The sequence below is a fragment of the Pseudomonas sp. C8002 genome (assembly GCF_013385765.1).
GTDB lineage: Bacteria > Pseudomonadota > Gammaproteobacteria > Pseudomonadales > Pseudomonadaceae > Aquipseudomonas.
Genome location: NZ_JACAPJ010000019.1, coordinates 83,076 through 107,786, shown reverse-complemented (window position 1 = coordinate 107,786; position 24,711 = coordinate 83,076). Strand labels below are relative to the sequence as shown.

Genomic DNA, 24,711 nt, shown 5'->3' with positions numbered 1-24,711 from the left:
CTTGTACATACAAGCATATGCAAGGTTGTTGCCAACTCGACGCGTCGTTGTACAGAGAGGCCTGTAAGGCGCTGAAACACTTGAGTTGCGCGGCCATCCCTCCGTGAACCCATTGCGCGAATCAACCTTGGCGAGGAACTTGCGCACGGTATTGAGGCACAAAGTAACAATCTGCCAGAAGCTGGTGCGCGCACGAGTAACATCCCACGGCATTGACCCGCGCGCGTGCACCTGTGGTCACAACCCGTTACTGTCGACCCTGGAAGATCCGGCCCGCGGCGAAAACACGCACTCAAGGCTTTTGAGATTTTCGTGCCAAACCACGGTTTTTCGTACCCAGCCCAGAAATTTGAGAGAAAATGCAAACCCAGCACACGGTCCGTTGTCATTTGCCCCATGCGTAAACTTCTTGGCTTCACCCTCATCATGGCCCTGGTCGCCGCCGTTTCCGCCTATCTGGTCTGGACCCAGGAGCGCCCCGTGGGCCATTACCTGTCCGACCTGCGGATCAACCTGGCCGTCGACCAAGGCGTGCCCGCCGACCGCGGCAACCTGTTGGGCATCCAGCCGGAACTGTTCCCCGCCGACTACCAGAGCCTGGAACGCCTGCACCTCAAGCTGGCGGCCTATCTGCAAAACGCCCGTGACCAGGGCCTGATCAACGACAAGACCATCGTGGTACTGCCGGAACATATCGGCACCTGGCTGATGGTCAGCGGCGAAAAGAACGAGCTGTACCAGGCCACCAACCTCAAGGAAGCGATGAACTGGTTGTCGGCGAGCAACCCGCTGCTGTTCCTGCGGGCCTTGATCAGCGCCAAGGGTGACGACCGTATCGACGACGCCTACCTGCGTATGAAGGCCCCGGCCATGGCCCGCGACTATCAAGTGCTGTTCGGTGGCCTGGCCAAGGAATTCGGCGTGACCCTGGTGGCCGGCTCCATTGCCCTGCCCAACCCGAGCGTCAACCAGGGCCAGCTGCAGATCGGCCATGGCGCGCTGTACAACACCAGTGTGGTCTTCGACCGCGATGGCTTGCCGCTGGGCCAGCCGCAACGCCAGCTGTATCCGATTTTTGACGAGCGCGGCTTTATTGAGCCGGGCGATGAAAACAGCGTCAGCGTGGTCGATACCCCGGCCGGGCGCCTGGGCATCCTGATCGGCAGCGACAGCTGGTACCCGGACAACTACCGCAAGCTCAACGAGCAAGGCGCCCAGTTGGTGGCGGTGCCGGCCTTCGTGATTGGCCGCGAGACCTGGGACAAGCCGTGGCGCGGCTTCAAAAGCGTGTCGACGCCAGCCGAGATCAGCCTCAAGCCCGAAGAGCTCAGCGAAGGCGAAGCCTGGCACCGCCTGACCCTGATCAGCCAGCAACCCATCAGCCAGGCCACCGCCGGCATGAGCGTGTTCCTGCGCGGGCAGTTCTTTGACATGGGCAGCGCCGGGCAAAGCTTCCTCAGCAGCAACGGCCAGGTGTTCGCCGACGGCAATGCCCGTGGCGCGCGCCTGCTGAACGTGTGGCTGTAACTCAATGAAGCCGGTGCGGCTTGGGGATTTGTCGGTGGGCTTCGTCCACACCTTGGCCGATGCGATCCACAGCCATGGCCTGGACCCGCAACCGTTGCTGCTGCAATACGGCCTTGACCCGGCACGCCTGGCCGAGGCGGGTGCACGCTTGTCGATCCCGCGCTATATGCGCCTGGGCTTTGCGGCCATCCAGTTGACCGGCGATGCCAGCCTGGGCCTGCGCATGGGCCAGCTCAGCCGCCTGAGCCAGGCCGGGCTCGCCGGGGTCACCGCCGCCCAGGCGCCCACCGTGCGCGAAGCCGCCCGTACCCTGACGCGCTTCGAAGCCTTGTACGGCTCCAACTATCGCGGCCAGTCGAGCTTTCACGAGGATGCAGATGGTGCGTGGCTGCGCTTCTACTCCATCAGCCCCTACAACGCCTATAACCGCTTCGTGGTGGACTCGATCATCGCCGGCTGGCTGCATCAGTTGTCGAGCCTGAATGCGCAACCGGTGCAGGCGCAGCGGATCGAAATCGAGTTCCAGGCCCCCGACTACAGCGAGCGCTACAGCGTGCTTGGGGACTGCCCGATCCAGTTTGGCGCCGAGCACAATCAGTTGCGCCTTAGCCAGCAAACCCTGGCCCTGCGCAACCCGGAACACTGCCCGAGTACCTGGCAATTACTGGTGCAGTTGTGCGAACGGGAACTGGAGCAGTTGACGCGCACCCGCAGCCTGCGCGAGCGCATTACCCGCTTGCTCGGGCCGATGCTCAATGGCGGCCGGGAACCCGACCTGGAAGAAGTGGCGTCACGCTTGAAACTGCCGACCTGGACCCTGCGGCGCAAGCTGGCGGAAGAAGGGACTCAGTTCCGGGCGATTCTCAACGACACTCGCCGCGACCTGGCCATGACCTACATTCGCGATACCGAACTGGCGTTCGGTGAAATTGCCTATTTGCTCGGTTTTGCTTCAGCGGAAGCCTTTCAACGGGCGTTCAAGCGCTGGAACAGCCAGACCCCAGGGGAATTTCGCCGCAGTCAGCGGCATTCCGCCTGACGTCTGTCTTACAGCTCGGTGGCATCATCGGCCGGATCCAGCGGATCCAGTTCAAAGGCGTGGTACTCGAGCAATTCTTCCTGGTAATCGTCCATGGTTGACTCCTTGTTTTATGAAAAGGGGTTGCTTAGTGACCTGCACAACCAGCCTAAAGTGCCGTCATGACGAAAAAATGTCCGTGGCATGACATTCCTGCACTTCAGGATTAAACGTAGCAGGATTGCCTTGATTTAGCCGGATGAATTTTAGATGCAAATGCAATCATTGCAATTGCAATCGTAAGCCGAATTCCTTTAGGGTATGGGCACCCGTTGCCAAGCGACCCTGCTCATGACTGCCAGCACCGAACGCTCTGCCCTGATCTGCATCGACGCCCTGAATGCAACGCAGCAGCCCCGCTGCTCGCCCCTGTATAGCGTGATGACCATGGCCAACACCCTGGAGTCCAGCCGGCAGGCGTGGGTGATTCGCGGCCAGTCGCGCTCACGCCGAGTGGTGAGCTGGCCCACCTGGTTCGCGCGCAATACCGGGGAAAAACCCATGCTGTACCTGCACACGGCCGCGTCATCGGCGCAGTTGCGCGCGCTGTCCGGCGAGACCCGTCAGCGGGGCATCCTGTGCAACGACAATGCAACCCAGCCCTCCCCTTCACTGCCCTTATGGCTGGCCAGCAATCCTCACTGCACACCTTATGACCCGGCCTCCGGCGAGGAAGCCCGGGCGATTGTGCTGGCGGGTTTGCAGGCGCTGTATGTCGACGGCGAGCCGGGGTTCTACTACCTGGCACTGCACGATCAACACGAAGGGCCAGGGCTGAGCCCGCAGGATAGTGAGCATGCGCTCAGGGGCATGTACCGGGTCCGGCGCTCATACACGAGTGAATTGAGGGTGCGGTTGCTGGGTGCGGGTCGAGCGTTTGAAGAAGTCGTGCACGCCGCGCAGTTGCTCGAGACGGATTGGAACGTCGAGGCGCAACTGTGGAGTTGCCCCAGCTATACACGGCTGGCCCGCGAAGCGAATGCGGCGCAACGCTGGAACCGCCTGCACCCGTTGGAACCGAAGCGCAGTTGTCATCTAAGGGATTGCCTGGCTGGGGATGGCGCGCCGGTGGTCGCGGTCACCGGGTATCCGCAGCCGATCGTCGATCAATTGGCGGGGCATGTGGATGCGCGTTTTGTAGCATTGGGTGCGGGCTCCGTGGAAACGTCAGCACCCAGTCGATATTGGGTAGCGGTGCTGGCATTGAAGGCGTTGGCGGATGACGGCTGGATCGAAGCAGAACAGGTGGAGACCGCCCTGAATCGATATCACCTGAAATGACGATCTGCAATCCATCGCAGATCAAATGTGGGAGCGGGCTTGCTCGCGAAGACGGTGTGCCTGTTGATATTACTGTTGCTGACACACCGCTTTCGCAAGCAAGCCCGCTCCCACACGGAATCCGCGTCGCCTGGAATATTTGCTTCAGGTCTTACGCCGCCCACGGGTCTGCACACCCGCCTCCATCGCCAGCCCTGCAGTGCGTTCCAACGCCTCGGCAAAACCCCGGCGTTGCTCGCTGTCGAGCTGCGACAAAAACAATTCATCCACGCTGCTTTCGTAGATTTTCCACATCTTTTTACGCAATACCCGGCCCGCGTCGGTGATCGAGACAAAGGCAGCACGCCCGTCACCGTCGGAGCGCGAACGCACCACCAGGCCGTCCTTTTCCAGACGGTCGACCAGGCGCGTCAGGTTGTAGCGTTCGATGGCCAGCACATCGGCCAATTCGTGCATGCGCCGGGTGCCATCGGGGCCACTTTCCAGGCCCCACAAAGCGTCGTACCAGGCATACGGCGGCAGACCGGCATCGGCCAGGCGCCGCTCGATTTCACGGATGACCGTCCTGTGGGCCCGAACAAAACGGAACCAGACATCAGGCTCTTTCGACGACATGCAACACCATCCGGGGAATTTCAAGAAGGTTGCAATAGTAGCTCATCCCGCGCTAGATTCAGTCATGTAGTTGCAATTGCAACTACATTCGCAAAGCTCCCACAAGGAGCCCACACGCTGAAACCCGTCCACCCTGGAGCCTGACATGACCCCGAACACTGCAGTACGCCTCGACGACGATCCACAGGAAACCCGCGAATGGCTGGAGTCCATCGAATCGGTGCTGTCCACCGAAGGCCGCCCGCGCGCGCATTACCTGATTGATCAGTTGCTGGATTTCGACGTGGCGCGGCATGGCGACTTCTACGGGCGGGTGACCACCCCGTACGTCAACACCATCCCGGTAGACCGCCAGTTGCCCTACCCCGGCAACCTGGCCACCGAGCGCCGGCTGAATGCGTTTATTCGCTGGAACGCCATGGCCATGGTGCTGCGCGCGGGCAAACATTCCGGCGTGGGCGGGCATATCGCAACCTATGCGTCGGCTGCGGTGCTGTATGACGTAGGCTTCGACCATTTCTTCCGTGGCCGAACTGAAAGCTTCGATGGCGACCTGGTGTACATCCAGGGCCACTCCGCGCCGGGCATTTACGGGCGGGCGTACCTCGAAGGCCGGATCAGCGAAGCCCAGCTGGACAACTTCCGCCGGGAAGCCGGTGGCGACGGTTTGTCATCCTATCCGCACCCTCGCCTCATGCCAGACTTCTGGCAATTTCCTACGGTTTCCATGGGGCTCGGACCGATTACCGCCGCGTATCAGGCGCGCTTCATGCGCTACCTGGAGTTCCGCGACCTCAAGCAGCACCAGGGCCGCAAGGTGTGGGCGTTCCTCGGTGATGGCGAGATGGATCAGCCAGAATCCCTGGCAGCCATTTCCCTGGCCGGGCGCGAGAAGCTCGACAACCTGATCTTCGTGGTCAACTGCAACCTGCAACGCCTGGATGGGCCGGTGCGCGGCAATGCCAAGGTGATCCAGGAATTCGAAAGCCTGTACCGCGCCGCCGGCTGGAACGTGATCAAGGTAATCTGGGGCGGCGGCTGGGATGCGCTGCTGGAAAAGGATAAAAGCGGCTTGCTGCGCCAGCGCATGATGGAATGCGTGGACGGCGACTATCAGAACTACAAATCGCAAAACGGCGCCTACGTGCGGGAACACTTCTTCGGCAAATACCCGGAGTTGCTGGCGCTGGTGGCAGACATGTCCGACGACGATATCTGGAAACTCTCACGAGGCGGCCATGACCCGGACAAGGTCTACAACGCCTATGCCGCCGCCGTGCGTCACAGCGGCCAGCCGACGGTGATCCTGGCGAAAACCGTCAAGGGCTTCGGCATGGGCGAGGCCGGCGAAGGCCAGAACATCAACCACCAGCTGAAAAAGATGGGCGCTGAAGCCGTCAAAGCCTTCCGCGATCGCTTCGGGCTGGAAGTGGCCGACGACCAACTGGCTGAAATCCCGTATCTCAAACCGGCCGCCGACAGCGAAGAGGCCCGCTATTTCGCCGCCCGCCGCCAGTCACTGGGTGGCTACGTGCCGGCTCGCCATAGCGCGGTCGAGTCGCTGAAGATCCCGGAACTGGATGCCTTCGCCACCCAGCTCAAGGACACCGGCGAACGCGCGATCTCCACCACCATGGCCTTTGTGCGCATCCTCGGCACCCTGCTCAAGGACCCGAACCTGGGCAAACTGATCGTGCCCATCGTGCCGGACGAGTCCCGCACCTTCGGCATGGAAAGCCTGTTCCGCCAGATCGGCATTCACTCCGCCGTCGGCCAGCTCTACACCCCACAAGATGCCGGCCAGCTGTCCTACTACAAGGAGAGCAAGGACGGACAGATCATGCAGGAAGGCCTGAATGAATCCGGCGCCATTTCCTCATGGATCGCAGCGAGTACGTCCTACGCCAGCCACGGCTTGATGACCGTGCCGTTCTACATTTTCTATTCGATGTTCGGCTTCCAGCGGGTCGGCGACCTGGCCTGGGCCGCAGGTGATGCACGGGCGCGGGGCTTTCTGCTGGGGGCGACGGCCGGGCGCACCACGCTGATGGGCGAAGGCCTGCAGCATGACGATGGCCACAGCCATGTGCTGTCGTCGGTGATCCCGTGCTGCATTTCCTACGATCCGACGTTTGCCTTCGAGCTGGCGGTGATCATTCGCGAAGGCATGCGCCGGATGTACGTCGAGCAAGAGGACATCTACTACTACATCACCCTGCTCAACGAAAACTACCCGCACCCGGCGATGCCCGAAGGCGTCGAGGACGGGATTCTCAAGGGCATGTATCGGTTGAAGGCGGCTGAAGACACCACGCAACCACGGGTACAGCTGATGGGCAGCGGTTCGATCCTGCGGGAAGTCATCGCCGCCGCGGACCTGCTGCGCGATGATTTTGCCGTGGCCAGCGATGTGTGGAGTGTCACCAGCCTGACCGAGCTGCGCCGGGAAGGTCATGCCGTGGAGCGCTGGAACCTGCTGCATCCTGAAAGCGAACCGCGTACCAGCTATGTCGAGCAGTGCCTTGAGGGCCAGCCTGGGCCCGTGGTGGTCGCCACCGACTACATGAAAATCTTTGCCGATCAGATTCGCCCGTTTGTACCGGGCCGGCGCTTTGTGGCGCTGGGCACCGATGGCTTCGGGCAATCGGATACCCGCGAAACCTTGCGCGAGTTCTTCGAGGTGGACCGGTATTTCATTGCCCTGGCGGCCTTGAAGGCGCTGGCGGATGACGGCCTGATCAGCCGCGCCAGGGTGGCGGAGGCGATCAGCCGCTACGGGATCAACGTCGACAAGGCCAACCCCGTAGCGGTGTAGTTACTGCGCAGGCGTCGGCAGAGGCGGAATCGCTTCGGTCGGCGCCGGCAGCGCAGGAGTGGTGGCCTCTGGCGCAGGTGCCGGGGCTTCCTTTGGTGCAATCGGCGCAGGTTCCGCCGGTGGTACCACCGGCTCCGATGCCGCTGGCACCACCGCCGGTGTCACTGGGGCTGCCGGTGTGGCCGGCGCTTCTTTTGGCACTTCTTTCGGCGCTTCAACCTTATCGGCCTTATCGGCCGCCGGAGCTGCCTTAGGTTCCGGGATGCCCAGGTCAGCCTTGGGCTTCTCTGGAATATGCGCTGCCTTTTTCACTTCCTGGGGCAGGAAAACGTCCACCAGGGCGAAATAACGCTCATAAAATTTCGGCGCAGACACCGTCTCGCTGGCCACCTTGACCATGGAGTCGTCGGTGGAACCAATCGGCATCGACACCGAACCCAACACACCCACACCGAGGCTGGCGGAGTTGTTGACCTTCTTCAAGGCGTAGCGATCCTGCAAGGCGTTGGCGAACATCGTCGAGTGATGATTGCCGCTGCCATCGTCGGCACACACCACGTTGAAGCTGATCTGCAGGTGAGTTTCGCCGGTCTGCTGGAAGCTCTTGTTACCCGCCACCAGCTTTGGATCGCTGCTGGTGATGATGTAACCCTGGCTCAACAGCGCACGCCGCGCCGCTTCGCAGGCCGCCGTGTCACTGACCGGGTAATCACGGGAAAACGTGCCGGAGTCGTCGAAGTTCTCATGTTCATAAATAGCGGTCTTGGGTGACGAGCAGCCCGCAGCGCCCGCCAGCACCAGCGCCAACCCGAGGCTACGCAAGTGAAATGATGTCGACATCGAAAATCCTGAGGAAAACAGTCAGGGCGGTATTGTGCAACAGAACGTGGCCTCGGCGCGCGAATTCCTGTCGGTAAAACGTCACAGCCTTACGGGACGGTGTCCGCAGGAAAAAGCCGCTCGCCCATATGGTCGATAAACACGCGCAATTTCGCCGAGGCATGGCGACTTGATGGCCAGAGCATCCAGAAGCTGCCGCTGTGCTCCAGGTAATAGTCCAGCACCCGTTGCAGCCGGCCCTGCTCCACCGATTCGCGGACCATGAAGTCCGGCAGGCAGGCAATCCCCAGGCCTTCATGGGCCACGTGCATCAGTGATTCGATGGTGGTGGAGACCAGCGGCGCACGCAGGGTCGGCTCCGGCAGGCCCGGCTCCGGGCGCAGTGGCCAGGTTTCCAGCTTGCCGGTGGCGCAGAATTTGTGGCGCAGGCAGGCGTGGTCGCTCAAATCCCGGGGCTGGCGCGGCGTACCGTGCAGGCGCAGGTACTCCGGGGACGCCACCAGCACCAGGCGGTAATACCCGAGGTGGCGCGCCATCAAGCGTGAGTCCTCGGGCTTGCCGGTGCGGATCACCGCGTCGAAACCCTCCTCGATCACATCCACCATGCGGTCGGAGAAGTCCACGTCCAGCTCGATCTCGGGATAGGCGCGCATGAAATCCGTCAGTACCGGCATCAACAAGCCGCGCACTTGCGGCAGGCTGACGCGCAACTTGCCTCTGGGGGTGGCGGATGCCTGGCTCAGTTCCTGTTCTGCGGCTTCGACTTCCGCCAGGATGCGCCGGGAGCGTTCGAGAAACAGCGCGCCCTCGCTGGTCAACGTGATACTGCGGGTGCTGCGATGGAACAGCCGCACCCCCAGGCGCTCTTCGATGCGCGCGATGCTTTTGCCAATCGCCGAGGACGACACCCCCAGCATGCGCCCGGCCTCGGTAAAGCTGCGGGTTTCGGCCACCTGCACAAACACTGAAATACTGCCCAGGCTGTCCATCGTCTCGCTCCCGAGGATTGCGGACATTGGCGTCCGATAAGTTCGGAACCTTAGCCTGTTTTTCTCCACCGTGCAGCACCCTACTCTGGCTCCCTGCCCTTTCGTCTGAAAACCGGAGCCAAAAAACATGAGCGACAGCGCCCTATCTTCCACGACCCCCACGGTGAGCCGTGAACGACTGCCTCTGGGCGGCCTGTTGGCATTGGCTACCGCCGGCTTCATCACCATCCTCACCGAAGCCATGCCGGCAGGCTTGCTCCCGCAAATGGGCGCCGGCCTCGGGGTGTCCGAAGCGTTGGTGGGCCAGTTGGTGACCCTGTACGCCCTGGGCTCGCTGTTGGCCGCGATTCCCCTGACCATCGCCACCCGGGGCTGGCGCCGGCGGCCATTGCTGATGATTGCCATCGGCGGGTTTGCCTTGGTCAACAGTGTGACGGCGTTTTCCAGCGATTACCTGCTGACCCTGGTGGCCAGGTTCTTCGCCGGGGTGTTCGCGGGATTGCTCTGGGCGCTGCTGGCCGGTTATGCCAGCCGCATGGTTGCGCCGCACCTGCAAGGCAGGGCCATTGCCGTGGCCATGCTCGGCGCGCCATTGGCGCTGTCACTGGGTGTACCGGCCGGGACTTTCCTGGGCACCACGGTGGGCTGGCGCCTGAGCTTCGCGATCATGTCCGGCCTGACGGTTGTGCTGCTGGCCTGGGTGCGCTGGCAGGTCCCGGACTTTGCCGGGCAACAGGCGGAAAAACGCCTGGGGCTGCGCCAGGTGCTGGCACTACCAGGGATTCGTCCGGTGCTGTTTGTGACTTTCACCTACGTGCTGGCTCATAACATTCTCTACACCTATATCGCGCCGTTCCTGGTACCTGCCGGGATTGCAGCGGACATCGACCAGGTGCTGCTGGTGTTTGGCCTGGCGGCGCTGCTGGGTATCTGGATCGTCGGCGCGCTGATTGATCAGCGGCTGCGCGCGTTATTGGTGATCAGCTGCGCAATGTTCGCGCTTTCGGCCCTGGCGCTGGCGTTCTGGATCACCTCGGCGACGGTGATCTACACCACGGTGGCCTTATGGGGGCTGGCGTTTGGCGGTTTGCCGGCATTGCTGCAAACGGCGCTGGCCAAGTCGGCCGGGGATTCAGCCGATGCCGCACAGTCGATGCTGGTGACGGTGTGGAACCTGGGCATCGCCGGTGGCGGACTACTCGGCGGCATGTTGTTGCAAGGGTGGGGAGTGACATCGTTTCCATGGGCGGTCGCCGCGTTGGTCGTACTGGCGCTGATCGCGACGCTGCGTTTAACCGATGTTTAAACGAAACGTGACGTGATGTTTCTTAACTCTTATGATCGCACCGGGTGCGCTGCTGCATACGGCACAGCGCAGGTTAAAGGATAAGCATTGGTCGGGCCGCCAATGGAGACTTGTCGTGCCTGATAAACACCCTGCTATTCCGCGCCCCCAGGTTCTGGTCGAAGGCGCCCTGTCCGCATTGGAGCGGTTTTCAAGGATCGAAGCAGTCAGCGGTATCGTGTTGCTGCTGGCAGCGATCGTCGCGCTGGTCTGGGCCAACAGCCCCGTCGCAGATTCCTACGAACACTTCTGGAACACCCCACTCACTATCGGGCTGGGAGACTTCACAGTCTCGCGCTCGTTGCACTTCCTGGTGAACGATGGGCTGATGACCATCTTCTTCCTGGTGGTGGGCGCCGAGATTCGCCAGGAGATCAGGGACGGCGCACTCGCCAACCTGAAACTGGCCACCCTGCCCCTCGGCGCTGCGCTGGGTGGCGTGCTGATGCCGGCACTGATTTACACCCTGCTCAACCATGGCACCGTAGCGGCCAGTGGCTGGGCAGTGCCCACTGCCACCGACATTGCATTTGCCGTGGGTGTGCTGGCGCTGTTGGGTAAATCCATCCCCGCCGGCGTGCGCATCCTGTTGCTGGCTTTGGCGATCATTGATGACATCGTCGCCATCCTGATCATCGCGATTTTCTATACCGCCAGCCTGGACTACATGGGCCTGGTGATCGCGGCCTGCGGGCTGGCGCTGGTGCTGGTTTTTCAGCGGATGGGAATTGGCAAGGCGGTGGTGTACCTGTTGCCAGGGGCGATTGTCTGGTTTGGCCTGCTCAAGACCGGCGTCCATCCGACGCTCGCGGGCGTAATGCTTGGCCTGATAACGCCCGTGACTTCCAGACCGACTCGGGAACGCCCTCTGGACACCATCGGGCGCACGTTCAACGAGCTGATGGAGCGGCTTTCACAATCGGCTGAAAGTGCCCATCAAGTCGCCAAACCGTTGAAGCAATTGAGACAGGCCCAGCGGGAAATGCTGCCGCCGGTGCAACGTATTCAAGCGGGCTTGCACCCCTGGGTGGCCTTTGGCGTCATGCCACTGTTTGCCCTGGCCAACGCCGGAGTGAGCCTGCAAGGGTTCAACCTGGACGATCCACTGCCCCACGGCGTGTTCATGGGGGTCATCCTGGCCCTGGTGCTCGGCAAGCCGCTCGGTGTGATGCTGGCGAGCGTGGTGCTGGTCAAACTGAACATCTGCCAATTGCCGGAGGGCGTGACCTGGAACGGCGTCGCCCTAGTGGGCCTGCTGGCGGGAATTGGTTTCACCATGTCGATTTTCATCTCGTCGCTGGCCTTCTCCGATCCGACGCTGCTGTCGGCTGCCAAGCTGAGTGTGCTGAGCGCTTCGACCCTGGCGGCTGTGATTGGCCTGAGTTGGGGCAAGCTCAAGTTTGCGCGTTGAATCAAGACTGGTTGAGTCAGCTGATTAGTGGATAAAAAAAGACCCCGGCCTCTTCAGGCCGGGGTCTTTTTATTCAGGCTGTTACGAGATCAGAACTTCTTGATCTCAGCCTTGGTTTCCAACTGCTTGCGATAGGCGGCGAAGTCTTGCTGGCCGACACGGGACGCGAGGAAGCGGCGGTACTGAGCCTTCTCGTCATCGGTCGGTGCAGCGGCTTCATTGACCGCGTTCAAGCGCACGATCACCAGGCTACCGTCTGGCAGTGTCACGCTGGTGAAGGTCGGCTTGTCCTTGGCCGCAGGCTTTGCCATGCGGAACAGGGCTTGCAGCACGGCTGGCTCGACGCCTTCCTGGCCACGGGTGGCCGCTTCGGTGACTTTCCAGGCCTGGCCATCCACCGGCTGGTTCAGCGGTGTCTTGCCATCACGCAGGTTGGCAATCAGCTCGTCCGCGTGAGTCTTCGCCGCAGCGCTCGCGCGCTCCTTGGTCAACTGGGCACGGATGGCAGTGGCAACGCTTTCCAGCGGCAGCTGGGTAGGCTTCAGGTGCTCTTTGGCACGCAGCACCACGATGGTTTCCGGATCCAGCTCGATGGCGGTGCTGTTGGCACCTTCATCCAGTACTTCAGGGCTGAATGCAGCGGTCACCACGGCACGGTTGGCAGCGATGCCTTCGCCACCTTCACGGCCAAACGGCGCGGAGGTGTGCACGGTCAGCTTCAGGTCCGACGCCGGCTGGGCCAGGTCGGAAGCTTCGAATGCAGCGTCTTCCAGTTGCTTGGTCGCATCGACGAAACGCTGTTCAACCTGTTGGGTCTTGAGCTCGCGGGTCAGCTTGTCTTTCAGGCTGGCGAACGATGGCACTTCTGGTGCTTCAACACCCAACAGCTTGATCAGGTGCCAGCCGAAGCTGGAACGCACCGGTGCCGAGACCTGGTCCTTGTTCAGTGCATACAGCGCTGTTTCGAAGGCAGGGTCGTAGACACCAGGGCCAGCGAAACCGAGGTCACCGCCGTTGTTCGCAGAACCCGGATCCTGGGAGAACTCCTTGGCCAGGGCTTCGAACTTCTCGCCCTTGGCCAGGCGCGCCTGGATTTCTTCGATCTTGGCCTTGGCCTGCTCGTCAGTGGTCTTGTCGTTGACTTCAATCAGGATGTGCGCCGCGCGACGCTGTTCAGCGAGGTTGGCGGTTTCTTTCTGATAGAGGGCTTGCAGCTCATCGTCCTTGACCGCGACCTGGTCGAAGAAGGAAGCCTTCTTCAGCTCCAGATAGTCGATGACCACCTGGTCCGGGGTCATGAACTCCTTGGCGTGCTGGTCGTAGTAAGCCTTGACCTCGTCGTCAGTGATCTTCACTGCTGCAGGGTCGGCCTTGACGCTGACGGTGGCAAAATCGCGGGTCTGTTTTTCCAGACGGGCGAACGCGAGCACTTCGGCATCAGTCACAAAACCGCTGCCGGCAATGCCTGCACGAACCTGGCCGATCAGCATTTCCTGGCTCAGCATCTGACGGAATTGCATACGGCTGTAGCCCAGCTGACGGATCACCTGGTCGAAACGCTCAGCGTTGAACTGGCCATCCACCTGGAATTCCGGCGTCTGCAGGATCACTTGATCCAGCGCAGCTTCGGAGAAAGCGAATTTCGAATCGGCCGCGCCTTGCAGCAGCAGCTTGCGATCGATCAGGCCCTTGAGTGCGGCGTCGCGCAGCAGCTTTTCGTCCAGCAAGGAAGCATCGAAGTCCTTGCCCAGCTGTTGCATCAGCTGGCGACGTTGCATGTCGACGGCCTGGCCCAGTTCGCTTTGGGTGATTTCTTCACCGTTGACCTTGGCCACGTCCTGCTTGTTGTTGGTCGAAGCCTGAAAAATAGCCTCGATACCGGTGAACGCCATCAATGCGACGATGATCCCGATAATGGTCTTGGCAATCCAGCCTTGTGAATTGTCCCTGATATTCTGCAGCATGCGTCCCCCAGAAACGGTTGAACTTCAAAATTAGGCAACCGTGGAGCGTGGGTAGAGTCCGGATAGAAGAAAGGCGCATCCGAGGATGCGCCTTCTCGTAACTGGCGGAGCGGACGGGGGTTTGAACCCACACCCCCGGCGTGGCGACCCGATGGATACTCGGGTCAGCTGCCGCTCCGCTGCCAGGTCAGACCTGCGTCCGACCCGGATGGGTAAGGCTTGAGCGAAGCTTAGTTAACGGCTTCTTTCAGGGCTTTACCGGCTTTGAAACCTGGTTTTTTGGCAGCGGCGATTTGCAGAGCCTTGCCAGTCTGTGGGTTACGGCCAGTGCGAGCTGGACGATCGGTCACAGAGAAAGTACCGAAACCAACCAGTACCACAGAGTCGCCGGCCTTGAGAGCGCCAGTGACGGATTCGATTACTGCGTCCAGCGCACGGCCAGCAGCGGCTTTCGGGATATCAGCAGATGCAGCGATAGCATCAATCAGTTCCGACTTGTTCACTCTAAGTCCCCTTATATCTATTGAGTATGATTCTAAGTTTTTTGGTGAAAGCAAAAACCAGTGCTGAATGGCCTACAGACACTTAAGAGCCGCTTTATAACAAGGGCTCTAAAAAGCTGTCAAGGAAGCCCCCAGGCTTAAACGTATTAATGCGTGCTAATTCTTTCCTTAGAGTCAGTCTCGCGTTTTTCATCCTTTGCAACTATCTCCGGAGCCACATCCGGCAAGGGCTCCGGCGCGTATTGCAGCGCAATTTGCAGGACCTCGTCAATCCATTTAACCGGTTTAATCTGCAGATCCTGCTTGATGTTGTCAGGAATCTCCTTCAAGTCGCGAACATTCTCTTCAGGAATGATCACGGTCTTGATACCACCGCGGTGTGCAGCCAGCAATTTCTCTTTGAGGCCACCAATGGCCAGTACCTGGCCACGCAGGGTGATTTCCCCGGTCATGGCGACATCGGCGCGCACCGGAATGCCGGTCAGGGCTGATACCAGTGCCGTGCACATGCCTACGCCTGCGCTAGGACCGTCTTTCGGCGTTGCCCCTTCCGGCATGTGGATGTGGGTGTCGTGCTTCTCGTGGAAGTCCAGGGGGATCCCCAGGCTCTTGGCGCGGCTGCGCACCACGGTCTGCGCGGCGGTGATGGATTCAACCATCACGTCACCCAGGGAACCGGTCTTGATCAGTTGCCCTTTGCCCGGGATCACGGCGGCCTCGATGGTCAGCAATTCGCCGCCCACCTGGGTCCACGCCAGGCCAGTGACCTGGCCTACCTGGTCCTGCTGCTCAGCCAGGCCGTAGCGGAATTTGCGCACGCCCAGGAAGTGTTCCAGCAGGTCAGCGGTGACCTTCACCGAGAAGCGTTTTTCCAGCGCATGTTCCTTCACGGCCTTGCGGCAGATCTTCGCCAGTTGACGCTCAAGGCCCCGTACACCGGCCTCGCGGGTGTAGAAACGAATGATGTCGCGGATCGCGTCGGCATCAAATTCGATCTCGCCTTTTTTCAGGCCGTTGGCCGCAATCTGCTTGGGCGAGAGGTATTTGACGGCGATGTTGATCTTCTCGTCTTCGGTGTAACCCGGCAGACGAATCACCTCCATCCGGTCCAGCAAGGCTGGCGGAATATTCATCGAGTTGGAGGTGCACAGGAACATTACGTCGGACAGGTCGTAGTCGACTTCCAGGTAATGGTCGTTGAAATTGTGGTTCTGCTCGGGGTCGAGCACTTCCAGCAAAGCAGACGCCGGGTCGCCACGCATGTCGCTGCCCATCTTGTCGATTTCATCGAGCAGGAACAGCGGGTTGCGCACACCCACCTTTGTCATCTTTTGAATCAATCTTCCTGGCATCGAACCGATGTAAGTCCGGCGATGACCACGGATTTCCGCTTCATCACGCACACCGCCCAGGGCCATGCGCACGAATTTGCGGTTGGTGGCGTGGGCAATCGACTCCGCCAGCGAGGTTTTACCCACACCAGGAGGACCGACCAGGCACAACACCGGACCACGAATCTTCTTCACGCGCTTTTGCACGGCGAGGTATTCGAGGATGCGCTCCTTGACTTCTTCGAGGCCGTAGTGATCGGCATCGAGAATATCTTCGGCGCGGGCCAGGTCCAGGCGCACCTTGGTCTGGGCCTTCCACGGCACCTGCACCAGCCAGTCGATGTACGAACGAACCACGGTGGCTTCGGCCGACATCGGCGACATTTGCTTGAGCTTGTTCAGCTCGGCAGTGGCCTTGGTCAACGCGTCTTTCGGCAGGCCGGCGGCATCGATGCGTTTTTTCAGCTCCTCGATTTCGTTGTGGCCTTCCTCGCTGTCGCCCAGCTCTTTCTGAATGGCCTTCATCTGCTCATTCAGGTAGTACTCGCGCTGGCTGCGCTCCATTTGCTTTTTGACACGGCCGCGAATGCGCTTCTCAACCTGCAGCAGGTCGATTTCGGCATCCAGCAGCGCCAGGACGTGTTCGACCCGGGCCGACAAATCGATGATCTCGAGAATGTCCTGCTTCTGCTCGATTTTCAGCGCCATGTGCGCGGCCATGGTGTCGACCAGGCGGCTTGGCTCATCAATGCTGTTGAGGGAAGAGAGGACTTCTGCGGGGACTTTCTTGCCCAGTTGCACGTATTGCTCGAACTGGGACAGCAGGCTGCGAACGAACACTTCGGATTCGCGCTCAGGGGCGTCGACTTCGTCGATCAGCGCCACTTCGGCACGCAGGTGGCCGTCCACTTCCATGAAGCGCTCGACCGCACCGCGCTGCTCGCCTTCCACCAGCACCTTGACGGTGCCATCAGGCAGCTTGAGCAGTTGCAGGACAGTTGCAACGGTACCAACGCGATACAGGGCATCTTCGCCCGGATCATCGTCAGCAGGATTTCTCTGGGCCAGCAGCAGGATCTGCTTGTCGCCCGTCATCGCGGCCTCGAGGGCTTCGATAGACTTCTCGCGCCCCACGAACAGCGGGATAACCATGTGCGGATAGACGACGACATCACGCAACGGCAGGAGAGGCAATTCGATGGTTGTCTTCATGATTTCGCCTCTATGACAGATGAAAGTAAGCTTGAAACCAAGATGGGGGCTGCCTGCAAAAAAAACAAGCGTAATGGCATCAGTTAAACGCAGTAAAAACAAAGGGGCCCCTTAAGGCCCCTTTATTTTGTACAGCTCGGCGGTGCAACGCTTACGCGTCTGGCGCAGCCTTGGCAGCCGGCTCACTGTTTTCGTAGATATACAGTGGCTTGGACTTGCCTTCTATAACGCTTTCGTCGATCACCACTTTACTCACCTCGGACTGCGAGGGGATTTCGTACATGGTGTCGAGCAGTACGCCTTCGAGGATCGAGCGCAAACCACGGGCGCCGGTCTTGCGCTCCAGTGCCCGCTTGGCCACCGATTTGAGCGCGTCAGCGCGGAACTCGAGGTCCACACCTTCCATCTCGAACAGCTTGGCGTATTGCTTGGTCAGGGCGTTTTTCGGCTCGGTGAGGATCTGCATCAACGCAGCCTCATCCAGCTCGTCCAGCGTCGCCAGGACCGGCAGACGGCCAACGAATTCCGGGATCAGACCGAACTTGACCAAATCGTCAGGCTCGACTTCACGCAGGGATTCACCAACTTTCTTGCCTTCTTCCTTGCTGCGTACTTCTGCACTGAAGCCAATGCCGCCACGGGTGGAACGGTTTTGAATAACCTTTTCCAGGCCGGAGAACGCACCGCCACAGATGAACAGGATGTTGCGCGTATCAACCTGAAGGAATTCCTGCTGCGGGTGCTTGCGGCCGCCTTGTGGCGGTACGGAAGCAACCGTGCCTTCGATCAGTTTCAACAGCGCTTGCTGCACGCCTTCACCGGAAACGTCCCGGGTGATCGACGGGTTGTCGGATTTGCGCGAAATCTTGTCGATTTCATCGATGTAGACAATGCCCATCTGGGCCTTCTCCACGTCGTAGTCGCATTTCTGCAGCAGCTTCTGAATGATGTTCTCGACGTCTTCACCTACGTAACCGGCCTCGGTAAGAGTGGTTGCGTCGGCGATGGTGAAGGGAACGTTCAGCAGGCGAGCCAGGGTCTCTGCAAGCAGGGTTTTACCCGAGCCTGTAGGGCCGATCAGCAAGATGTTGCTTTTGCCGAGCTCGACGTCGTCACTTTTCTTGTCACGCTGGTTCAGACGCTTGTAGTGGTTGTACACCGCTACGGCCAGAACCTTCTTTGCACGCTCTTGACCAATCACATACTGATCAAGGATGCCGCTGATTTCTTTAGGCGAAGGCAATTTATGCGCGCTGCTTTCGGCCTGGGCTTCCTGCACCTCCTCACGGATGATGTCATTGCACAGGTCGACGCACTCGTCGCAGATAAAGACCGAGGGGCCGGCAATCAACTTGCGTACTTCATGCTGGCTTTTGCCACAGAAGGAGCAATAGAGCAGCTTGCCGTTGTCCTCGCCGTTGCGGGTGTCAGTCATTCGTTCGATCCAAATCCGATAGGCTTGCAACACAAGATGAAGGCTATTGAGGGCTTTTTCAAGTCCACTGGTGGTCGGACCTGCCGACCAGCCCTATTTTGAGCTGCTTATATTAAGCGGGGCGCTTTTCGATCACTGCGTCGATCAACCCGTATTCACGAGCCGCTTCGGCGCTCATGAAATTGTCACGGTTGGTGTCGCGCTCGATCTCTTCCAAGGTATGCCCGCTATGTTTGGCCATCAGCGTGTTGAGACGCTCACGAATGAAGAGGATTTCCTTGGCATGGATTTCGATGTCCGATGCCTGGCCCTGGAAACCGCCCAGTGGCTGGTGAATCATCACGCGTGAGTTCGGCAGGCAGTAACGCTTGCCCTCAGCACCAGCGGTCAGCAGGAAAGCACCCATGCTGCACGCCTGACCGATACAGGTGGTCGATACGTTCGGCTTGATGAACTGCATGGTGTCGTAGATCGACATGCCCGCTGTCACCGAGCCGCCCGGGGAGTTGATGTAGAGATGGATGTCCTTGTCCGGATTTTCCGCTTCAAGGAACAGCAGCTGCGCACAAATCAGGTTGGCCATGTAGTCCTCTACCGGACCAACCAGAAAGATCACTCGCTCCTTGAGCAGGCGCGAGTAGATGTCATAGGCGCGTTCGCCACGAGCAGATTGCTCGACAACCATCGGGACCAGGCCGCCAGCGGCCTGGATATCAGAGTTCTGCTGAATATACGAATTACGGAACATGCTCTGCAGTTACTCCCAAATAGTCATGTCTTGAATACGCATAAGCCAGCGCGAGGCTGGCTTATGGGTGTATTTTCAAACGAGTTGAGCGATCAGTCGGCTTGTGCTGCTTCAGCCGGCTTGACTGCTTCTTCGTAAGAGACCGCTTTATCGGTCACCTTAGCCTTCTGCAGAACAGTATCCACAACTTGCTCTTCCAGCACAACCGAACGCACTTCGTTCAGCTGCTGGTCGTTCTTGTAGTACCAGGACACAACAGCCTCAGGCTCCTGGTAGGCCGAAGCCATTTCCTGGATCATTTCGCGAACGCGGGTTTCGTCAGGCTTGAGGTCGAATTGCTTGACCACTTCAGCCACGATCAGACCCAGTACAACGCGGCGCTTGGCCTGTTCTTCGAACAGTTCGGCCGGCAGTTGGTCAGGCTTGATGTTGCCGCCGAACTGCTGAACAGCCTGCACGCGCAGACGATCAACTTCGTTGGACAGCAGGGCCTTCGGCACTTCGATCGGGTTGGCAGCCAGCAGACCGTCCATCACCTGGTTCTTGACCTTGGATTTGATCGCCTGGCGCAGTTCACGCTCCATGTTCTTGCGAACTTCGGTGCGGAAACCTTCGATGCCGGTTTCCTTGATGCCGAACTGGTTGAAGAACTCTTCGTTCAGTTCCGGCAGCTTGGGCTCGGAAACGGTGTTGACGGTCACGGTGAACTCGGCGGCTTTGCCAGCCAGGTCCAGGTTCTGATAGTCAGCCGGGAAAGTCAGGTTCAGAACGCGCTCTTCGCCGGCTTTGGCGCCAACCAGGCCGTCTTCGAAACCAGGAATCATGCGGTTGGAACCCAGCACCAGCTGAGTACCCTTGGCGGAGCCGCCAGCGAATGCTTCGCCGTCAACCTTGCCAACGAAATCGATGTTCAGCTGGTCTTCGTTCTGGGCAGCACGATCGGCCACTTCAAAACGGGTGTTCTGCTTGCGCAGGATTTCCAGCATGTTGTCCAGGTCGGAGTCAGCAACATCAGCGCTCAGGCGCTCGATGGCGATCGAATCGAAACCGGCAACTTCGAACTCAGGGAACACTTCGAAGATTGCAACGTATTCCAGATCCTTGCCTGCTTCCAGGGACTTGGGCTCGATGGAAGGCGAGCCAGCCGGGTTCAGCTTTTGCTCGACAACGGCTTCGTAGAAGGAAGCCTGGATCACGTCACCTACAGCTTCCTGACGTGCATCAGCACCGAAGCGGCGCTTGATTTCGCTCATTGGCACTTTGCCTGGACGGAAACCAGCGATCTTGGCCTTTTGGGCAGTCTGCTGCAGACGCTTGTTGACCTGGGTCTCGATGCGCTCGGCCGGCACGGTGATGCTCATGCGGCGCTCAAGAGCAGAAGTATTTTCAACAGAAACTTGCATGGATATTCCTCGTTGCACAGACGTTAGCTGGCCGTTTCCGACCCCAGAATCAAGGGCATGCATTCTAGTGGGTCAAACTCAAGAAGTCACCCTACTGAAAACGGGTAAAAAAACAGCAGGCAATTTATAGGTGCGAATGCACGAGTGCAGCTCGCCCCGGTGGCAAATACATCCCATCATGCCAGGGCTCTGCGCCAACCCTTCTATATATAGAAGCGGTTGCCAATCATCTCCCTGACAACCGACCCTGCGGACAAGGCCGGCAGGCAGTGCGGCATCATCGTGAAACATAAATACGACGAAACGCCCTGCCCTGCAGCCCAACACCTGCGACTGCGTTGAAACTCAAACCGCTGAAACAAAAAAGGCGCCAGACTATTAATCTGGCGCCTTTCGAAATATGGGGTGGACGAAGGGGATCGAACCCTCGACAACGGGAGTCACAATCCCGTGCTCTACCAACTGAGCTACGCCCACCATATTGCGTGACCAAAAAGCCCGTCAAAAAGGCTATTTGTTGAGCTTCGCGCCAACCCGCAGGCCTTCACGAAACTTTATTTGGTGCGGATGAAGAGACTCGAACTCTTACACCTTGCGGCGCTGGAACCTAAATCCAGTGTGTCTACCAATTCCACCACATCCGCGCTTGAAGCTTTTAAAGCAAAGGCGCCAGACTATTAATCTGGCGCCTTTTTAAATATGGGGTGGACGAAGGGGATCGAACCCTCGACAACGGGAGTCACAATCCCGTGCTCTACCAACTGAGCTACGCCCACCATATTGCGCTACTTGTGCCAAAGCTGCCTAATGGCGCACCCGGCAGGACTCGAACCTGCGACCATCCGCTTAGAAGGCGGATGCTCTATCCAGCTGAGCTACGGGCGCCTTATTAATCTGTACTCTTGGAGGATTACAAACTAACCAGTGCTAGGCTGTGCCCGACAAGTGCGACGAATAGTATAGATGGACCCGAAACCCGTCAAATCCTTTTTATAAAAAATTCATTTTATTTAAGGGGTTAGGGGAATTTGCAGACCAAGCGCCTTTGCCCTCACGCCATGGCATGCGAGAATGCGCGCACTTTTCTTCCCCCTCTCGATGGTTAATCACGCGTAATGACTGCACAACTTATCGACGGCAAATCAATCGCCGCCAGCCTGCGCCAGCAGATCGCCAAACGAGTCGCCGAGCGCAGCCAACAAGGCCTGCGCACGCCGGGCCTCGCGGTGATCCTGGTCGGCAGCGATCCTGCCTCTCAGGTTTATGTCTCGCACAAGCGTAAAGACTGTGAAGAGGTCGGCTTTATTTCCAAAGCCTACGACTTGGCTGAAGACACCACCCAACAGGCCCTCACCGACCTGATCGACAGCCTCAACGACGATCCGGCCATCGACGGCATCCTGCTGCAACTGCCATTGCCCGAGCATCTGGACGCGTCGAAATTGCTCGAACGCATCCGCCCGGACAAGGACGTCGACGGTTTCCACCCTTATAACGTCGGCCGCCTGGCCCAGCGTATCCCGCTGCTGCGCCCGTGCACCCCGAAGGGCATCATGACCCTGCTGGAAAGCACCGGCGTCGATCTGTATGGCCTGGATGCCGTCGTCGTCGGCGCCTCGAACATCGTCGGTCGCCCGATGGCCATGGAACTGCTGCTGGCCGGCTGCACCGTGACCGTGACTCATCGCTTCACCAAGGACCTGGCCGGCCACGTTGGCCGCGCCGACCTGGTGGTCGTCGCCGCCGGCAAGCCGGGCCTGGTCAAGGGTGAGTGGATCAAGGAGGGCGCCATCGTCATCGACGTGGGCATCAACCGCCAGGACGATGGCAAGCTCGTGGGCGACGTGGTGTACGAAACCGCCCTGCCCCGTGCCGGCTGGATCACCCCGGTACCCGGTGGTGTCGGCCCGATGACCCGTGCCTGCCTGCTGGAAAATACCCTGTACGCAGCCGAAACCCTGCACAGCTAATAACCAGCCGCTCTGAAAAAGCCCTGCCTTATCGCAGGGCTTTTTATTGGCCGGATAAAAAGTAGTTTTTTCTTTGTTTTTAAGGGGTTTCATCTGTTTTCAGAAGAACATTCGACAGTTTCTGATCCATACTCCTAAAATGTAACGGCATTTATCAGAAAGTCCGTGCAGAACGGTATATCCCTACTTTTTTTAGCGAGTTCATCCGCGTGAAAATTCATCTTTCCATTGTCAGCCTATTTTTTGCATTGACAGGCACCTTCGCGAGCGCAAGCGAAACCACCACCGCTCCCCGCGACATGTCCACCCTGCACATCGCCTCCGGCAGTGCGATGGTGGTAGACCTGCAGACCAACAAAGTCATCTATGCCAGCAACCCGGATGTCATCGTGCCGATCGCCTCGGTGAGCAAACTGATGACCGGCCTGATCGTGCTGGAAGCCAAGCAGAACATGGATGAATACATCGACATCAACATCAAGGACACGCCAGAGATGAAAGGCGTGTTCTCCCGGGTCAAGATCGGCAGCGAGATGCCGCGCAAGGAGATGTTGCTGATTGCCCTGATGTCCTCGGAAAACCGCGCCGCCGCCAGCCTGGCCCACCACTACCCGGGCGGCTACCCGGCCTTCATTGCAGCGATGAACGCCAAGGCCAAGGCACTGGGCATGACCAGTACCCATTATGTGGAACCTACCGGCCTGTCGATCCATAACGTGTCCACCGCCCGCGACCTGAGCAAGCTGCTGGCCGCCGCACGCAAGTACCCGATGCTCAGCCAGTTGAGCACCACCAAGGAAAAGACCGTCTCGTTCCGCAAACCCAACTACACCCTGGGTTTCTCCAACACTGACCACCTGATCAACCGCGCCAACTGGGACATCAAGCTGACCAAGACCGGCTTTACCAACCAGGCCGGCCATTGCCTGGTACTGGTGACCAGCATGGGTAATCGCCCGGTGTCGCTGGTGATCCTCGATGCCTTCGGCAAATTCACCCACTTTGCCGATGCCGGGCGCATCCGCAGCTGGGTCGAAACCGGCAAGAGCGGCTCGGTGCCAGACGTCGCATTGCGCTACAAGGCTGACAAAAACCTGAAGAACCGCCCACGGGCGAATGTTCAGGTCACCGAATCCCGCTGATTCGTAAACAGACACATAAAAAACGGCGCCCTTGAGCGCCGTTTTTTTTATTTGGCCTGGCTGGCCAGTGTCTTGACTGCTTGGGCCGCCGCCTGCTCCTGGCCCGCCTGGGCCGTGGCGCTGGCAGCCTGCTGCCAGCGCTGGGCGTCGACCTTGACCGGCAACTGGGTGGGCCGCTGAATAAGTACCGCCCACTTGCCGCCGTCTTTCCACGCCGACTCAAACGCACTGAAATCCATCGGCATGCGCCGCGCCAAGCCTGAACGCAGCAACACCATGCTCTTCTGCTTGTTGTAACCCACCACCACGACATACCGCGGCCCGGCCCAGAAGGTCGAGCCCTGGGTGATACGCGCCATCACCGGGTACCCGGCCGCGACCTGTGCCAGCAGCGCCGGCAGTTGATCTTCCAGCGGGTACACCAACATCCCGTATTCACGGGCCAGCACCTGCATGTTGCGCTCAAGGTCCGCTTCAGCGCCCGGCAAATGCAGTGGCTTATCCAATAGCCCCGGTGTAATCACAATGCCTTGTTGAGACAGCATGCTGGCCAGAGCGGCTGGGCCACCGAGGTAAGTCTCACCGCGAAACGCCGGCACGCCCTTGAGCTCGACACTCTCCGGCAGGCCCGGGATGCTCGTGGGTTTTGGATGCGAGGAACAGGCCGCCAGCCCCATGAAACAGGCGGCGACCCACCAGGAGGTTTTAATGTTCGAGGGAAACCGCAACTTCTTCACTCACTTGATCAACGGTCGACGTGGGCCCTGATCATAGGACGCTCCGGGGCGCGGGTATAGCCTTGCAGCGCAGTAAAAGGCCGGCGATAGAGCAAACAAGTTGGACGCACACGACCATTGGTCAATAGCAGGCAACCTGCGGATAGCTAGACTGTCCATTGAGAAGACAGTGTGTGCCCGGCACCGGGCGAAAGGAGGCACTTATGAGCCTGACAACAACGATTCTGCTTTTGATCTGTGGCTGGCTGGCCGTCGCCGCCGCCATGCTGTGGGGCGTGATGCGCGTGACCCGCCGGCACCATCACCCCCACGTAAAACCCGCAGCACCCGGCAAGCTGCACAAACCCGCCGGGCACCACGCCTGA

At 59.6% G+C, this 24,711-nt stretch carries 19 protein-coding genes and 4 tRNA genes; 9 read left to right on the top strand and 14 right to left on the bottom strand.

Annotated elements, in window-relative coordinates; all coding sequences use genetic code 11:
- Positions 1 to 396 precede the first annotated feature (396 nt).
- From HX814_RS23470 to HX814_RS23460, 3 genes are all read left to right on the top strand, one after another.
- A complete protein-coding gene (locus HX814_RS23470) occupies positions 397 to 1,527 on the top strand; it encodes a carbon-nitrogen hydrolase family protein (RefSeq protein WP_008431963.1) in 1,131 nt (376 codons plus the stop codon).
- Positions 1,528 to 1,531: 4 nt separating this feature from the next.
- Positions 1,532 to 2,566 (top strand): AraC family transcriptional regulator, encoded by a 1,035-nt coding sequence (locus HX814_RS23465; protein ID WP_177009553.1) that lies wholly within the window; start codon positions 1,532 to 1,534, stop codon positions 2,564 to 2,566.
- 300 nt (positions 2,567 to 2,866) lie between these two features.
- Complete coding sequence (locus HX814_RS23460; RefSeq protein WP_134327008.1) at positions 2,867 to 3,886, top strand: pyruvate dehydrogenase; 1,020 nt, start codon at positions 2,867 to 2,869, stop codon at positions 3,884 to 3,886.
- Positions 3,887 to 4,030: 144 nt separating this feature from the next.
- Here the strand turns inward: HX814_RS23460 and HX814_RS23455 are convergent, their stop codons facing one another.
- On the bottom strand, positions 4,031 to 4,501 hold the full coding sequence (locus HX814_RS23455) for a MarR family winged helix-turn-helix transcriptional regulator (RefSeq protein WP_008431958.1): 471 nt from the start codon (positions 4,499 to 4,501) through the stop codon (positions 4,031 to 4,033).
- Positions 4,502 to 4,646: 145 nt separating this feature from the next.
- Between HX814_RS23455 and aceE the strand changes: the two genes are divergently transcribed.
- Complete coding sequence (aceE, locus tag HX814_RS23450; RefSeq protein ID WP_177009554.1) at positions 4,647 to 7,316, top strand: pyruvate dehydrogenase (acetyl-transferring), homodimeric type; 2,670 nt, start codon at positions 4,647 to 4,649, stop codon at positions 7,314 to 7,316.
- Here aceE and HX814_RS23445 read toward each other — a convergent pair whose 3' ends face one another.
- A complete protein-coding gene (locus HX814_RS23445; RefSeq protein ID WP_003207865.1) occupies positions 7,317 to 8,156 on the bottom strand; it encodes a DUF2242 domain-containing protein in 840 nt (279 codons plus the stop codon).
- Positions 8,157 to 8,245: 89 nt separating this feature from the next.
- Positions 8,246 to 9,145, bottom strand: coding sequence for a LysR family transcriptional regulator (locus HX814_RS23440; protein WP_003207864.1), 900 nt, complete (start codon positions 9,143 to 9,145; stop codon positions 8,246 to 8,248).
- A 127-nt stretch (positions 9,146 to 9,272) separates the two neighbouring features.
- Between HX814_RS23440 and HX814_RS23435 the strand changes: the two genes are divergently transcribed.
- Positions 9,273 to 10,451, top strand: a complete 1,179-nt coding sequence (locus tag HX814_RS23435) for an MFS transporter (protein WP_008431952.1) — start codon at positions 9,273 to 9,275, stop codon at positions 10,449 to 10,451.
- 115 nt (positions 10,452 to 10,566) lie between these two features.
- Complete coding sequence (nhaA, locus tag HX814_RS23430; protein WP_087693206.1) at positions 10,567 to 11,901, top strand: Na+/H+ antiporter NhaA; 1,335 nt, start codon at positions 10,567 to 10,569, stop codon at positions 11,899 to 11,901.
- An 89-nt stretch (positions 11,902 to 11,990) separates the two neighbouring features.
- Here nhaA and HX814_RS23425 read toward each other — a convergent pair whose 3' ends face one another.
- From HX814_RS23425 to HX814_RS23380, 10 genes are all read right to left on the bottom strand, one after another.
- Positions 11,991 to 13,865 (bottom strand): SurA N-terminal domain-containing protein, encoded by a 1,875-nt coding sequence (locus HX814_RS23425; RefSeq protein ID WP_177009555.1) that lies wholly within the window; start codon positions 13,863 to 13,865, stop codon positions 11,991 to 11,993.
- Positions 13,866 to 14,095: 230 nt separating this feature from the next.
- Positions 14,096 to 14,368 carry an HU family DNA-binding protein gene (locus tag HX814_RS23420; protein ID WP_003174819.1) on the bottom strand — a complete coding sequence of 91 codons (273 nt, stop codon included), beginning with the start codon at positions 14,366 to 14,368 and terminating at the stop codon, positions 14,096 to 14,098.
- Positions 14,369 to 14,514: 146 nt separating this feature from the next.
- Entirely contained in the window at positions 14,515 to 16,911 is a 2,397-nt protein-coding gene (lon, locus tag HX814_RS23415; protein WP_003207858.1) for an endopeptidase La, read from the bottom strand.
- Between the two features lie 151 nt (positions 16,912 to 17,062).
- On the bottom strand, positions 17,063 to 18,346 hold the full coding sequence (clpX, locus tag HX814_RS23410; RefSeq protein ID WP_003207856.1) for an ATP-dependent Clp protease ATP-binding subunit ClpX: 1,284 nt from the start codon (positions 18,344 to 18,346) through the stop codon (positions 17,063 to 17,065).
- A 112-nt stretch (positions 18,347 to 18,458) separates the two neighbouring features.
- Positions 18,459 to 19,094: an ATP-dependent Clp endopeptidase proteolytic subunit ClpP gene (gene clpP / locus HX814_RS23405; protein ID WP_003174822.1), complete on the bottom strand. Its 636-nt coding sequence runs from the start codon at positions 19,092 to 19,094 to the stop codon at positions 18,459 to 18,461.
- A 92-nt stretch (positions 19,095 to 19,186) separates the two neighbouring features.
- Positions 19,187 to 20,497: a trigger factor gene (gene tig / locus HX814_RS23400; protein ID WP_008431940.1), complete on the bottom strand. Its 1,311-nt coding sequence runs from the start codon at positions 20,495 to 20,497 to the stop codon at positions 19,187 to 19,189.
- A gap of 401 nt (positions 20,498 to 20,898) precedes the next feature.
- A tRNA-His gene (locus tag HX814_RS23395) sits at positions 20,899 to 20,974 on the bottom strand.
- A gap of 82 nt (positions 20,975 to 21,056) precedes the next feature.
- Positions 21,057 to 21,141, bottom strand: a tRNA-Leu gene (locus HX814_RS23390).
- A 56-nt stretch (positions 21,142 to 21,197) separates the two neighbouring features.
- Positions 21,198 to 21,273, bottom strand: a tRNA-His gene (locus HX814_RS23385).
- Between the two features lie 32 nt (positions 21,274 to 21,305).
- Positions 21,306 to 21,382: transfer RNA gene (locus HX814_RS23380), tRNA-Arg, on the bottom strand.
- A gap of 230 nt (positions 21,383 to 21,612) precedes the next feature.
- Between HX814_RS23380 and folD the strand changes: the two genes are divergently transcribed.
- Positions 21,613 to 22,467: a bifunctional methylenetetrahydrofolate dehydrogenase/methenyltetrahydrofolate cyclohydrolase FolD gene (gene folD, locus HX814_RS23375; protein WP_010166832.1), complete on the top strand. Its 855-nt coding sequence runs from the start codon at positions 21,613 to 21,615 to the stop codon at positions 22,465 to 22,467.
- A 209-nt stretch (positions 22,468 to 22,676) separates the two neighbouring features.
- Complete coding sequence (gene pbpG / locus HX814_RS23370; RefSeq protein WP_003207851.1) at positions 22,677 to 23,609, top strand: D-alanyl-D-alanine endopeptidase; 933 nt, start codon at positions 22,677 to 22,679, stop codon at positions 23,607 to 23,609.
- 47 nt (positions 23,610 to 23,656) lie between these two features.
- Here pbpG and HX814_RS23365 read toward each other — a convergent pair whose 3' ends face one another.
- The gene (locus tag HX814_RS23365; protein ID WP_023658984.1) at positions 23,657 to 24,286 is read right to left on the bottom strand and encodes a peptidase C39 family protein; all 630 of its coding nucleotides are present in this window, start codon (positions 24,284 to 24,286) and stop codon (positions 23,657 to 23,659) included.
- 263 nt (positions 24,287 to 24,549) lie between these two features.
- Between HX814_RS23365 and HX814_RS23360 the strand changes: the two genes are divergently transcribed.
- On the top strand, positions 24,550 to 24,711 hold the full coding sequence (locus HX814_RS23360; RefSeq protein WP_003207847.1) for a hypothetical protein: 162 nt from the start codon (positions 24,550 to 24,552) through the stop codon (positions 24,709 to 24,711).